Here is a 14432-nt window from a genome sequence, read left to right as displayed (position 1 = left end):
TCCGCATCTTTCGTACGAAAAAATGCGGCGATTTTCCTCCCGCGGCGGTTCCGGATACGGTACACTTGACGCAATGGGGCCGCTCTCGTTCGCCTGCGTCCGGCCCCCTGAAAGGAGATGGTACCGTGTTCGCCGTTTTCTTCCTCTCCCTCTGCGCGCTGGTCGTCTACATCGCGATCGCGCTGATCCGCCATCGCATGAGGCAGAGAGGCGCCCCGAAGGAGGACGACGATTCCGGATTCGTCTTCCTGTCGAAAGTCCGCGGGCGTCTTTCCGGGTTCCCGTTCGTCAGGATCGTCCTGATCTTCGCCGCGGTTCTCCTGTGCGTCATGACGGTCACGCGGATCTTCTACACGGTTCCGGAGGGCTCCGAGACCATCGTCGTACGGCTCGGAATCCCCGTCGGAATCAAGGGCCCCGGATTCCACGCGAAGATTCCGTTCCTCGATTCGACCTATTCGCTCAGGACCGGGCGCGTCCTGCGCCAGGAGTTCGGATTCCGGACCGTCAGGGCGGGACCTCCGGCGCAGTACGAGGACGTCCCGATCGAACAGGCCATGCTCACGCGGGACAACAAGATCGTCCGCGTCGAATGGGCGCTTCAGTTCCGGATCGCCGATCCGCTCAGCTACTTCCTGAACCTGATGCGGAACTCCGACGCCACTGACATCGTCCGCAACTGGTCCGAATCCTCGATGCGCGAGGTCGTCGCGTCGCGCGAACTCGACAAGGTGCTGACCGTCGAGCGCGAGGCGATCCAGAAGGAGGCTCGGAAGACGATCCAGGCCCGGCTCGACGCGATCCATTCCGGCCTCGTCGTCACGGCCGTGACGCTTCAGGACGTACTGCCGCCGCAGGCCGTCATCGACGCGCTCAACGACGTCACGACCGCGAAGTCCGAGAAGGACCGCGACATTCTCCGGGCGGAAGAGTATTACAACGACGTCGTCCCGAAGGCAGAGGGCGAGGCGTCGCGGATTCTCAACGACGCGGAGGCCTACCGCGACCGCCGCGTCGCAGCGGCGAAGGGCGAGACGTCCCGGCTCGCGAGCCTGAAGGAAGCCTATCTCGCCAACCCCGAACTCGTCCGACTGAACTTCTACATGGAAAATCTGCGAGATGGATGGTCGAAGGCACGCGTCGTCTTCGTCGAGGACAATGTCGTGAACTTTCTGTCGCTCGGAGGAGAAGACACCCCCTTTTCCGAGGCCGTCAGACGGCAGTCCGGACAGCAGCAAAAGGGCCAGTAAGGCGGACGGGAGGATACGGACATGACACGAACCAGACTTCTGTTTCTTTCTCTTTTCGCGCTCCTTCTCGCGCTCGTCGGCGCGCAGGGCTTCTGCGTCGTCGGGCCGGACCAGCAGGGGCTCCTGCTGCGATGGGGAGAGGTCGTCACGACGTTCGGCCCCGGACTCCACATGAAGATCCCGTTCTCCGACTCGCTCGTGACGTACCCGACCTACGTGCTCCAGTACGATTCGGACCCGGTCGATACGGTGACGAGCGACAAGAAGAATCTCGTTCTCGATTCGGTCGCGCTCTTCCGGATCACGATCCCCAAGGTCTACTACAGCCGCTTCCGGACGATGGACGCGACGCAGCGAGGGCTTTCGGACGTCGTCGACGGAACCGTGAAGCTCGTCGCGAGCAGCCAGACGATGGAGGAACTTCTCGCGACGAAACGCGAGGAAGTCTTGCGCCGGATTCTCGCCATCGCCCGCGAGCAGACGAAGGACTACGGCCTGTCGATCGAGGATGTCGCCTTCAAGCGCGTTTCGCTGCCCAAACAGAACGAGCAGTCGGTCTACGAGTCGATGAGCACCGAGCGCAAGCGCATCGCGACGCAGCTGCGCTCCGAGGGCAAGGCGATGCGCGAGGAAATCATGTCGAAGGCCGACCGCGAGCGCACGCGCAGAATCGCCGATGCCATGCGCCGAAGCGAGGAGATCCGCGGCCTCGGCGACAGAGAGGCCCAGCGGGTGCTTTCGGAAGCCACGATCGGCGCGGGCGGAGAACTCTACTCGTTCCTGAAGTCCATGGAAATCTGGAAGAACGTCCTGCCTCAGGCGACGTTCGTGATCCGGCCGGGAGGCATCTTCCGGGATCTTCTCCGCTTCGATCCGGCGAAACATTGATCGCCCGGAACACCGGCGAGGCGCATTGGACCGCCTCCCATGAGGCCGCCGTTTCCGGAAAAACCCTCCTGATCGCATACCCCGGGACGGCCCCCCGTTGAGAAAAACGGCGCCACTTGGACGAATCGTTTTTCATGTCGTATAATGAACGGGTATTCACGCATCCATATGTGTATCCATTTTTCGCAGATTCAGGAAAGGGAGCGATGCCATGGGTCGATTCATCCTCCGGCGACTCGCGATGCTGATTCCCGTTCTCGTCGGAGTCTCTCTCGTCGCCTTCCTCATCCTCCACCTCGCCCCGGGAGATCCCGCCCGTCTCATGGCCGGAATCGACGCCTCGCAGGAAGACGTCGAGATGCTCCGCCACAAGTTCGGCCTCGACCGTCCCCTTCCCGCCCAATACGCGATGTTCGTCAGGGGGCTCTTCACGGGAGAGCTCATGTCGCTCCGGTACGAAAGCCCCGCGATGGAGGTCATCCTCCCCAGGCTCAAGAACACGCTGGTCCTCGCGTGCGCGAGCATCGTCGTCGCGGTCGTCCTCGGCGTCTCGGCGGGCGTGCTCTCCGCGACGCACCGGCGGTCGTGGGTCGACTACGCGGCCACGGTCCTCTCGCTCTTCGGCATCTCGATGCCGGTCTTCTGGTGGGGCCTGCTCCTGATGCTTCTCTTCTCCGTCAAGCTCATGTGGCTTCCGTCGGGCGGCATGGGGACGATCCGCCACATCATCCTCCCCGCGCTCGTCCTCGGAACGGCGTCGACCGGGATCATCGCACGGATGACGCGGTCGAGCATGCTCGACGTCCTGCGGCAGGACTACATCACGACGGCGACGGCCAAGGGCCTGACCAGGCAACTCGTCGTCAACCGCCACGCGCTCCGCAACGCCCTGATCCCGACCGTCACGGTCGTCGGCCTCCAGTTCGGACAGCTCCTCGCGGGCGCGGTACTGACGGAGACGGTCTTCACGTGGCCGGGGATCGGACGGCTTCTCGTCTCGTCGATCCTCGCGCGCGACCTCCCCGTCGTCCAGGCGACGCTCGTGATCGTCGCGCTCTTTTTCGTGTTCGTGAACCTGGCCGTGGACATCCTCTACGCCATCCTCGACCCGAGGATCCGCTATCATGGCTAGCCGGTCGCAGGGTTCGCTCGTCGTCCGCCGCATCCTCCGCAACCCGGTCGCGGTCGTCGGCCTCGTCATCGTCCTCTCCTACCTCTTCGTCGCCGCGTTCGCGCCCAGGATCGCCCCGTTCGATCCGAACGAACAGGATCTCTCGAAGAGCTTCGCGCCGATGTCCGCGGAGCACCCTTTCGGCTGCGACGAGTTCGGCCGCGATCTCCTTTCCCGGATCATCTTCGGGGCCAGGACGTCGCTGATCATCCAGATCTTCTCCGTCTGCATCGCCCTCGTCGTCGGCGTCTTCCTCGGCGCGCTCGGCGGATACTTCGGCGGATGGCTCGACGAGGGCATCATGCGCATGATGGACATCCTCCTCGCCTTCCCCGGAATTCTCCTCGCGCTCGCGATCGTCGCGATGCTCGGGCCCGACCTGCGGAACCTCATCATCGCGATCGGGATCTACTCGATCCCGCAGTTCGCGCGGATCACGCGCGGCTCGGTGATCTCCGTCAAACAGAACGACTACGTCACGGCCGCCCGGGCCGTCGGGGAGACGCAGGCGTCGATCATCCTGCGCTACGTCCTCCCGAACGCGATCTCCCCGATCATCATCCAGACGACTCTCCGGATGGCGACGGTCCTTCTCACGGCCGCGGGGCTCGGATTCCTCGGGCTCGGCGTGCAGCCCCCCGAGCCCGAATGGGGAACGATGCTCAGCAACGCGCGGATGTACCTCAGGAGCGCTCCGATGGTCGCGGTCATCCCCGGCCTGTCGATCATGCTCGTGGTCCTCGGGTTCAACTTTTTCGGCGACGGGTTGCAGGACGCGCTGAACCCGCGCCTCAAGGAGTAGGATCATGAAAACGCCGCTGCTGTCCGTCCGCGGACTGACCGCGCACTTCCATACCGAGGCGGGAATCGTGAAGGCGCTCGAGGACATCAGCTTCTCGATCGCCGCGGGTGAGGTCCTCGGGCTCGTCGGCGAAACCGGATGCGGAAAGTCCGTCACCGCGTCGTGCATCATGCGCCTCATCCCGATGCCCCCCGGACGTATCGTGTCCGGAGAGATTCTCTTCGACGGTCGGAATATCCTCGCTCTGCCCGACGACGAGATGCGCCGGATGCGGGGACACGACATGGCGATGATCTTCCAGGACCCGATGAGCAGCCTCAATCCCGTTTTCACGACCGGATACCAGGTCGGCGAGGCGATCGTCACGCACGAGCCGCAGATTTCCCGCAAAACGCTCCTCGGCCGCGTTCTCGACCTCTTCCGGAAGGTGAACATCGCCGATCCCGAGACGTCCGTGAACCGATACCCCCACATGATGTCCGGCGGCATGAAGCAACGCGTGATGATCGCGATGGCGCTCTCGTGCGGTCCGAAGCTCCTGATCGCAGACGAGCCGACGACCGCGCTCGACGTCTCGATCCAGGCGCAGATCCTCACGCTGATCAGGCGCCTCCGGCGCGAGGAGGGCAGCAGCGTCCTTCTGATCTCGCACGATCTCGGCGTGATCGCGTCGATGGCCGATCGCGTCGCCGTGATGTACGCCGGGAGCATCGCCGAGATCTCGCGCGTGAAGGATCTGTTCGACGCCCCGCAGCACCCCTATACGAAAGGGCTTCTCGGGGCGATCCCCCGGCTCGACCGCGACCAGGGGCGCCTCGCGGTGATCGCCGGGACGCTCCCGAATCTCATGGACCTCCCGAGGGGATGCAAGTTCCGCGAACGCTGCGCGGAAGCCCTCCCCGTCTGCGCGGAAGAGCGTCCCGCCCTGACGGAAATCCGACATGGACACGAGGTGGCCTGCCATGCCCGTACTCGACGCTGAAAATCTCGTCAAGCTCTACCCCGTCCGGACGGGGGGCTTCTTCGGACAGCGGAAGGCCTTTCTCCGCGCCGTCGACGGCGTCTCGCTCTCGATCGAACGCGGGGAGACCCTGGGGCTCGTCGGCGAATCGGGAAGCGGGAAGTCGACGGTCGGGATGCTCTGCCTCGGCCTGCTCGAAAAGACGTCGGGAACGATCCGCTTCCTCGGCCGGCCGATCGAGGACTATGCGGCGCGCGACGCGTTGCTCTTCCGCCGGAAGGCGCAGATCGTCTTCCAGAATCCGTTCGCGTCGCTGAACCCGCGGATGATCGTCCGGAACGTCATCGGCCGCGTGCTCGAAATCCACGGCCTCGCGACCGGCGCGGACGTCGGCGACAGGGTCGGCGCGCTGCTGCGGGAGGTCGGCCTCCGCGAAGACCAGATGACGCGCTATCCGCACGAGTTCTCGGGAGGGCAGCGACAGCGAATCGCCGTCGCCCGGGCGCTCGCGCCGGATCCGGAACTCGTCGTTCTCGACGAGCCGACGTCGGCGCTCGACGTCTCCGTCCAGGCGCAGATCCTGAACCTGCTCCGGGACATCCAGGCCGCTCGCGGCCTCGCCTATCTCTTCATCTCGCACAACCTCGCGGTCATCCGTCACGCGAGCCACCGCGTCGCCGTCATGTACCTCGGACGCCTCGTGGAAACGGCACGAAAGGACCATCTCTTCGCGCGTCCGCTGCACCCCTATACGAAGGCGCTCCTCGCAAGCGTCCCGAAGCCGTTCGTAACGGGCGACGACATCGAGGACGCGGTCATCTCGGGCGACATCCCGAGCCCGCTCCGTCCGCCGTCCGGATGCCGCTTCCACACACGCTGCGCCTGCCCGGTCGACCGATGCTCGACCGAAGAACCCACGTGGAGGGAGGTGGAGCCGGGACACTGCGTTGCCTGTCACCGCGTCGGCGATATTCCGTGACATCGAAAGACGAAACCGTGAAGGAGGCTGAGTGATCCAATGAAATCCCGTTTCCGGATTGCGATACTGTGCGCGTTCGTTCTGGTTCTCGCGGCCGCTCCGGCGTTTGCGGCCGGCGTGGTCCTGAAGGTCGGCCAGGGCGCCGAGCCCGTCGAACTGGATCCGCAGAACATCACGGATAACCCGTCCGAAGAGGTCTGCCACAATATCTACGAGGGGCTCGTCGGCTTCGACGTGAAGGACGACAAGCTCGTCATCGCCCCTCGCCTCGCGGACACGTGGGAGGTCACCCCGGACGGAAAGACGTGGACCTTCCATCTCAAGAAGGGCGTCGTCTTCCACAGCGGCGCGCCGTTCGACGCGACGGCCGTCAAGAAGAACTTCGACCGGCTCATCGGCGGGAACTACAAGCGCACCTCGCTCTTCAAGCCCATCCTCTCCGAAGTGAGGGTCGTCGATCCCCAGACCGTCCAGTTCATCCTGAGCCAGTCCTTCGGTCCGTTCATTCACACGATGTGCCATACCGCCGGACTCATCATCGACCCGACGCTCATCGACTCGAAGGCCGAAATCAAGAAAAACCCCTCGGGCACCGGCCCGTTCAAGTTCGTCAACTGGCAGAAGGGCGACAATATCACCGTCATGGCGTTCGACAAATACCGCGAGGGCAAGCCGAAGGTCGACACGGTCGTCTTCATGACCATTCCGGACGACAACGCCCGGACCATGCAGCTCGAGACGGGTGAGCTCGACATCGCCGAGCGGATCGCCACGTTCGAGGTCGAGCGGCTGAAGAAGAACGCGGACATCAAGCTCACGATCCAGCCCGGGATGCGCGTCATGTACGTCGCGATAAACGCGCAGCACCCGATCCTCAAGGACATGCGGATCCGCCAGGCGTTCAACTACGCCGTGGACCGCGCCGCGATCTGCGCGAACATCATGAAGGGCTTCGCGCACCCGATCGATTCGCCGATGGCGTTCGCCGTCAACGGCTACGCACCCGTCAAGGGATACACCTACGACCCGGCGAAGGCGAAGGCGCTTCTCGCCGAGGCCGGATGGAAAGATTCCGACGGAGACAAGATCCTCGACAAGGACGGGAAGAAACTCGAGGTCACGTTCTGGTCGCCGAGCGGCCGCTACCCGATGGATTACAAGGTCGCGGAGGCGATCCAGGCATACCTCAAGGCCGTCGGCGCCGACGTGAAGCTCTCGACGATGGACTGGGCCGCGTTCCTTTCGGAAACGTCCCGGAAGCCCGAGGAGACGAAGTCGCAGATGATCCTCATGGGCTGGTCCCCCTCGACGGGCGATGCCGACTGGGTGCTCCGTCCGATGTTCCACACGAACCAGTGGGTCCCTGGCGGCAACAACCGTTCCTTCTACTCGAACGCCGAGGCCGACAAGTACATCGATGTCGGCATGACCGAAAACGACCCCGCGAAACGCATCGAAGCCTACACGAAGGCGCAGGAGATCATCGTCCGCGAAGCCGCGTGGATCACGCTCTACGTCCTCGACAACGTCAACGGCCGCAGGGCGAACATCGAGGGGCTCGTCGAGTCCCCGCTCGAACTCCTCTTCATCAAAAACGTCGTGAAGAAGTAGCTCTGGCGCGGGCCATCCGCCGCATGACAAACGACAGGCCCCGGGGCGTTTCGGGCTCCGGGGTCTGTCGTTCGTCCCGCCGACGCATCGCCCCGTACGTACACGCGATCCTTCACCTGCGGTCTCCGCTGCGTCCACTCCGCAGGAAAAGCGGCAGGACAAGCAGCGCCATGACCGGAGCGAAACCGCCGGAACACCCTCCGCCGCTGCCCATCTCTCCAGAGGAGGGCATGGGTGACGTACCTCCCTTCCGGTACGTCACAACCACAGAAGCGACGTGGGAAGAAACGCTCCCGTTCACTGCTCCATCCTCGTCGGTAACGCCGCCATCCCGAACCGTGAAGGCACAGCTCCTCTTTCCCCCTTCGGGATCAAGTGCGATGCAGGCGACGTGCTGCATCGCGTACGCTGCGGAGTCGCCGCGTTCGTCAAAGGTCCGCAAGAGTACGAAGACCTCCGAAGCGTAATCCGGAGACGTGGAACCATAGGTGAACTCGATCCGGAACGCAATGTCCGGACTTTCAGGAGCGGAACGGTCTTCGGGCAAGAACGTCGAAGTGACGGAAAAGAACCGCACGAGTCCGGCATTGTAGTCGCCTGCGGCGATCGCCTCGGGATTCGTCCGCAGGAGACAGTCCTTCAGAGCTTCCGAGGAGAGGACGTCCCACGAAACCGTCGGGCCCGCTATGTCCGACGAGGAGACGATGATTCCCCCGCCGAACCCGCTGACCCAGATCCATGGCGGAATGACGACGGGAGACGGGCTGGGGGTCGGCGTGGGGGTCGACGCTCCGGACGGCGCGAGAGATGATGTCGGTCCCCCGGGCGTCGGACTCACCGGGAGTGACGTCGGCGCAAGGGTAGGCGTCGGAACTCCGGACGGAAACGGAACAACCGTCGGGGTGGGCGATCCGGGCGTCGGACCCGTCGGGGTCGGCGTCGGCGTCATGGTCGGGGTCGGCGCATATTCGTAGGCCCCGATGTCGTAGCCCTTGAGCATGGGTCTGCTGACGCCCCGCTGGTCCGCATCGGGAGCGCCGAAGGATGTCCCGGCGTCGATGGCGGAGCTGCCATCCCGAAGCGCGCAGGTTTCGGTGAGGCCTCCGTTGTCCGCGGGCGGCAGTAGCAGCGGATCCCCCGAGACGATGTGATTCGCGGCGTCGGTCGCGGCGTCGCACCCTCCACGGACCACGCAGTACGTCACCGTCGGGGAGCCGCCGTCGATCGCGAGATCCCTCCCGTCTCCATCCCAGAGGATGCAGTTGGTCACGACGGGGGCGCCCTCATCGTTGTACATGCCGCCGCCATCGGCGGCCTCGTTCCCCGAGAACGTGCAGTTCACGACCGCGGGACTGCTGTCGGAATTGAACATGCCTCCTCCGGTGCTGTTGGCGGCATCTTGGGCGATATTTTCCACAAACGTGCAATTCGTCACCTTCGGGGCGGCCGACATATTCCACATTCCGGCGCCGTCGTAGGCGGCGACGTTCTCCGAGAACGTGCAACCGCTCACCGTCGGCCTGCCGCCATCCCCGTTTCCCATGCCGCCGCCGAAGCGGGCGCCGTTGCGTTCGAACGTGCAGGCGGTCACCTCGGGGCCGCTTTTGACGTCCCTGTTGTACATTCCACCGCCGACAAGGTAGCTTGAGTTGTTCCTGAAGACGCACCCCGTCACCTTCGGGCTGCCCTTTTCGTTGTACATCCCGCCGCCGTAGAAATCGGCGTAGTTGTCCTCGAAAATGCAGCCGGCAACCGTGGGGCTTCCTTCGAAGATATATATTCCGCCGCCGTAGTTGTCGCTGTTCATGATATTCCTGTACGCATAGCCTCCGGTGACGACGAAGCCGTCGAGAACCGCCGTCCCGTCCGCGCCGCCTCCGGTCACGACGTGGTAGCTGTTGTCCGTGGAGAGCGCCTTATTCCCGATATTGCCCGAGAGAATCGTGACGTGCGTCGCCGGGTTCCGTTCTTCCCTGGAATTCTCGGTTCCCGCGAACCCTCCGTAGAGCGCCACGCCCGTCTTCAGGGCAAACGAGACGGCCCGATCCGTTCCCATGGTGGGTTTGTAGGTCCCTTCCGCCACCCAGATCTCCGTAACCGCCACGGCGCCGCTCAAGCCCCCCCGCAGGTCCGACGAGGCCCAGGCGTGATCCCAGTCGTTGCCGTCGCGTCCCGCTGCGCCGCCGTTTTCCGTGACGTACCTCCGTTTCAGCGAGGGAACCGGCGTCGGCGCAGGCGTCGGCGTCGGGGTCGGAATGGGGACGGGCGTGGGTGCGGGGGCGCCGTACTCGAACGCGCCGATGTCGAAACTTCCCCCTGCGGGATACGGCCGCGGCGCGCCCCGCTGGTCCGTGGCGGGGGCGCCTGAGGACGTCCCGGCGTCGATGGCGGAGCCGCCGTCCCGGATCGCGAACGTCTCGACGCCGCCGCCGAGGTCAGCCAATCCCGTAAGTAACGGATCCCCCGAAACGATGTGGTTCAACGCATCGGTCGCCGGATCGCACCCCCCTTCGACGACGCAGTACGTCACAGTCGGAGTCGCCGGAAAACAGTCGGGGTCGGCGACGATCTCGCCCTCTTCGTCGCCCCAGAAGATGCAGTTGGTCACGACGGAGCTGTCGCCGCAGAGGCGTATGCCGCCGCCGCGGCCGCTGTCGATGGCTTCGTTGCCGGAAAAGGTGCAGTTGGTTATCGTGCAGCCGCTGCTGATGCTCATGCCTCCGCCCCGATTGGCGACATTGTCCGCGAACGTGCAGTTCGTAATCGTAACGGCGCCGACGACGGCCATTCCGGCGCCGAAGCTGGAACGGTTTCGCAGAAAAGTGCAGCCTGCAAGTGCGGCTCCCCTTTGGCAGTAGACGCCGCCTCCGGCGTAGGACGCCTCGTTGTCCGCGAAGGTGCAGCCGGTCACTGCGGAAGCGCTGTTGTATCCCGTGAACATGCCGCCGCCCATGCTCGAGGTCCTGTTGCCCGCGAAGACGCAGCCGCTCACCGCGGGGCGGCCGAAATTGGCGTTGTACATGCCGCCCCCCTGGTCGTCGGCGTAGTTGTTCGCAAATCTGCAGGCGGTCACCGTGGGGCGACTGGAGGAGTCGTTATACATCCCGCCGCCGTTTCCGTTCTCCCCGATATCGTCCGCGTTTCCGTCGGCGACGGTGAATCCGTCCAGAATCGCCGTCTCGTCCGCGCCGCCGCCACGAATCACATGGTAGCTGTTATCCGAAGCGCTCCCCGTATCGCCGATGTTTCCCGAAAGCGTGACGACATTCGCCGCCGCGTCCCGCTGCCCCCGTTCCGTTTCCGCGCCCGAGAAGCCGCCGTACAGGGCGACGCCGCTTTTCAGCACGAAGGAAACGGTGCGATCCGTTCCCGCGGTCGGCTTGTAGATTCCGGCCGCCACCCAGATCTCGTCGCCGGTCACAGCCGCCGTCAACGCATCTTGCAGGTCCGTGAACGCGTCCGTCCACGATGTTCCGTCGTTCGATCCGCCCGCTCCGGCGTCCACATAGCGGATCTGCGCTCCTTCGGCAACCTCCGGGCGCACGGGAATCGCCCCGATGCCCGACGCCAGGAGGACTGCAATACATATCGCCGTTTTCAAGAATCCGGACAGTATTTTCCTCAACCTTTTCCATCTCCCGATTTGGAGCGCTTATCCGACGATTGCATACAACCGCCGGATTCATCGACAGTGTATTTGAGAGCGGGCGATGAGTGCAGGGGGATTTCTTTCACCCCCCCAGGGGAGGGGGTATCGTTCCGCGTACATTTCGGCGGAACGATCGCGGAAAAACGCATGGGAGCGGGTCCATGCGGCGGACATCCATAGGAACACCCCGGTCTTCGCGCCGGCCATGGCGATACCCCGAATTTCGCGGAGCGTGCGCCTACATCGTCTGCCTTCTGACCAGCTCAGCGAAGAGGCCTCCCTTCGCGAGAAGCCCGTCGTAGGTTCCCTCCTCGACGAGGGAACCGTCGTCGAGGACGAGTATCCGGTCCGCGCCGACGATCGTCGAGAGCCGGTGCGCGATGACGACCCGCGTTGCGGGGATGTTTTCGAGGCTCCGGCTGATCGTCGCCTGCGTCCTGTTGTCGAGCGCGCTCGTGGCCTCGTCGAAGATGAGGACGTGCGGCGCGCCCGCGATGGCCCGCGCGACGAGGAGCCGCTGCTTCTGGCCGCCCGAGATCGTGTTCGCCCCGTCCGTGATGACCGTGTGGATCCCCATCGGCATCGCGGCGATGTCCTCCTCCATTCCGGCCATCCGGAGGGCGTCCTGGACCTGTTCGACCGAGAGCGGCCGCGAGCACCGGACGTTCGACAGGATGTCGCCCGGAAGGAGCCCGCCGCTCTGGAGGACGACGCCGATCTGCCTCCGGAGCTTCCCGAGATCGAGTTCGCCCAGGGCCTTCCCGTCGTAGAAGACGCTCCCCGATTCCGGCCGGTCGAACCCGAGAAGGAGCCGCACGAGCGTCGATTTTCCCGCCCCCGACGGACCGACGACGGCGACGAATTCGCCCGGTTCGATGTGGAACGACAGCCCCTTGAGGACCGCGGGGCCGTCGCTCCGGTAACGGAAGAAGACGCGCTCGAAGTCGATCCGCCCGGCGAGATCTCCCGGATCGGTTCGGAGTTCCCCGGTCTCCGGCTCCGACTCGAGGATCGGCGCGAGGTTCTCGACCGTCGGCAGCATGTTCAGCGTCCCCGTCGCCGACCGGAGGATCTGGAAGAACGCCGTCTGGAGCGATCCGAACGCCGACCAGAACGCCATGAACCGCCCCGTGTCGTAGGAGCCGTCGTCGGCGCTCCAGCGGATCAGGACGTAGAGGAGGACCATCGAGACGCACAGCGGGAAGAACGCGAGCAGCGTGTTGAGGCCGACTTCGAGGCGCCTCGCGTGCGTTCCCATGGTCCGCTGCGCGCCGAACAGCTCGGCCCACCGCGAAAACGACCGGTCCTCCGCGCCCGCGACCCGGATCTTGGCGATTCCGTTCAGGATCTGGAACGTGAGGCTCGACAGGCGGTTCTGGAGCGCCGCCATACGCCGCTGGAAGCGGAGCTGCATGAGGTTCACGGCCGCCATGACCGCGCCCGGGACGACGAGGCACCCGAGGCCCGCGAGAGCGAGCTTCCAGTCGTACCAGAGCGACTGCCCGAGATGGAAGACGAGGAAGACGCTCTGGACGATGATGGTCTTCACGGTCCGGGAGACGGTCTCGCGAAGGAGGAAGACGCCGAGCGCCCTGTTCGCGAGGTCTCCGGCCGTCGTCTCCCGGAAGAACGTCACGGGCAGCCGGAGAATTCGGTCCCAGAGACCGGCCGAGACGTCGTGGTCGAGAACGGTTTCCGTCCGCAGAAAGGCCGCGCCGTTCGCGAGATGCAGCAGCCCCGTCGACAGCGCTACGGAGACGAGGATCGCGAAGAGCTGGAGCATCCGTCCGCGCTCGGCCTGCGGGATGACCTCGCCGAAGATGATGCGGTTGAGTTCCGGCGGGACGAGCCCGAGGGCCGCGAGGGCGACGGCGGTCGCGAAGAGGAACGCGATGTCGCGCCCGGTCCCCTTCAGTCCGAAGCGGAAAAGATTCCATCCTTTGAGGGACGAAGCGGGCAGCGGACGGTAGAGGTGGAAGGCGTTCGGCGAGAGCGTCGCCGCAATATCTTCGGTGACCGGATCTTCGGCGTCTCCGTCGACGATCCGGTAGCCGCCCCTCCCGGTCGGGATGAGCGCGACGGGCGACTCCCCGCGGAACGCGAGGAGCGGCGCGCCGTCCGTCGTCCACCAGGGGCCGGCGAGTGTCACGCTCCGGACCTTCACGTTCGCCGCAAGCGCCAGATCGCTCACCGACTCGTTTTCTTTCGCTCCGGAGAGCGGAGGGGGAATCTCGACGCCGAACGACGCGGCGGCCGTCGCGAACGCCCGCCTCAGGGGGGATTCCTCCCGGACGGAAACGCGCCTCCGTCGGCGCCCCGAGAGCGCGGACGCGAGCATTTCGAGCGACGCGGAGAGCGCGTGTCTTCCGGCGGCCTGCATGTGCCGGAGCGTTCCGAGGTCGTCCGCAGCGCGGAGCCGGGCGTTCATCGCGAGCGACGAGAAGACCATGCCGCAGAACGCGTCGAGCGCGGGAGCGAGCCGCCCCGAACGGACGAGGTCTTCGGTCCTTCGCCCCGTCGCGACGCACGCTTCGAGCGGCATGATCCAGCAAGTGGAGGGAATCGCGAAAAGCCCGCTTTCGGGCGAGAGGTCCTCCGTGCCCGTGAAGAGCGCGAGTCCCTCCGAAAGTTCCGCCCAGAGCAGAGCGTCGCTTCCGGCCGCCCGGCCCGGTTCGAGCCGGACGCTCCCGACGGCGAGCTTCTGCCGGATCCGCGGCTGCGGGACGATATCCTTGACGATGCCGCGCCCGAGCCCTTCGAGAAAGGCGTCGACAAGCGACGCAACGACGGCGGGGCCGTCGCCGTCCGTCTTCGAGAGGAGTTCGGCGCGTGCGACGCGCAGGACTCGTGTTCCGGGAATCCCGCCCGCCACGAGGCCCATCGTCGCTCCGAGAAGTCCGCCGTCGACGCCGAAAAGGACGTCTCCGGCGACGGCGCGGAAGAGAAAGTCCCGTCCGCCCGTCTGGACGTCGCCGTCGCGCGCGGCGACGTAGACGTTGACCTCGCCGTCGAGGACGCACCACAGCGTCTCCGGGTTGTCGAGGAAGAACGGCGTCTTCCCCGTGATTTCGAGTTCGGTTCCCCGTGCGGCGAGTTCTTCGAAAAGCGCGATCATCGCACC

At 65.1% G+C, this 14432-nt stretch carries 9 protein-coding genes; 7 read left to right on the top strand and 2 right to left on the bottom strand.

From position 1 onward, the window contains the following. The first annotated feature begins 125 nt into the window (after positions 1-125). From hflK to ACZ5IU_RS09275, 7 genes are all read left to right on the top strand, one after another. Entirely contained in the window at positions 126-1250 is a 1125-nt protein-coding gene (hflK, locus tag ACZ5IU_RS09305) for an FtsH protease activity modulator HflK (protein WP_464416569.1), read from the top strand. Positions 1251-1271: 21 nt separating this feature from the next. Further along, positions 1272-2138: a protease modulator HflC gene (hflC, locus tag ACZ5IU_RS09300; protein WP_464416567.1), complete on the top strand. Its 867-nt coding sequence runs from the start codon at positions 1272-1274 to the stop codon at positions 2136-2138. 211 nt (positions 2139-2349) lie between these two features. Further along, complete coding sequence (locus ACZ5IU_RS09295; RefSeq protein ID WP_464416565.1) at positions 2350-3270, top strand: ABC transporter permease; 921 nt, start codon at positions 2350-2352, stop codon at positions 3268-3270. Next, positions 3263-4111, top strand: coding sequence for an ABC transporter permease (locus tag ACZ5IU_RS09290; protein WP_464416563.1), 849 nt, complete (start codon positions 3263-3265; stop codon positions 4109-4111). The genes ACZ5IU_RS09295 and ACZ5IU_RS09290 overlap by 8 nt, the downstream gene beginning before the upstream one ends. 4 nt (positions 4112-4115) lie before the next feature. Continuing rightward, positions 4116-5093 carry an ABC transporter ATP-binding protein gene (locus ACZ5IU_RS09285; protein WP_464416561.1) on the top strand — a complete coding sequence of 326 codons (978 nt, stop codon included), beginning with the start codon at positions 4116-4118 and terminating at the stop codon, positions 5091-5093. Then, positions 5074-6051, top strand: coding sequence for an ABC transporter ATP-binding protein (locus ACZ5IU_RS09280; protein ID WP_464416559.1), 978 nt, complete (start codon positions 5074-5076; stop codon positions 6049-6051). Before ACZ5IU_RS09285 ends, ACZ5IU_RS09280 begins: the two co-directional genes overlap by 20 nt. Positions 6052-6090: 39 nt before the next feature. Further along, the gene (locus tag ACZ5IU_RS09275) at positions 6091-7662 is read left to right on the top strand and encodes an ABC transporter substrate-binding protein (RefSeq protein WP_464416557.1); all 1572 of its coding nucleotides are present in this window, start codon (positions 6091-6093) and stop codon (positions 7660-7662) included. Between the two features lie 112 nt (positions 7663-7774). On the opposite strand, the gene ACZ5IU_RS09270 is transcribed toward ACZ5IU_RS09275, so the two are convergent. Both ACZ5IU_RS09270 and ACZ5IU_RS09265 read right to left on the bottom strand, forming a co-directional pair. Beyond that, positions 7775-11287: a choice-of-anchor Q domain-containing protein gene (locus ACZ5IU_RS09270; protein WP_464416555.1), complete on the bottom strand. Its 3513-nt coding sequence runs from the start codon at positions 11285-11287 to the stop codon at positions 7775-7777. A 262-nt stretch (positions 11288-11549) separates the two neighbouring features. Then, positions 11550-14426: an NHLP bacteriocin export ABC transporter permease/ATPase subunit gene (locus ACZ5IU_RS09265; protein ID WP_464416553.1), complete on the bottom strand. Its 2877-nt coding sequence runs from the start codon at positions 14424-14426 to the stop codon at positions 11550-11552. Positions 14427-14432: the final 6 nt, after the last annotated feature.

This window comes from Lactivibrio alcoholicus (genome assembly GCF_055390895.1).
Note: the sequence above shows the minus strand (reverse complement) of the source record. Positions and strands in the feature narration are given on the sequence as shown.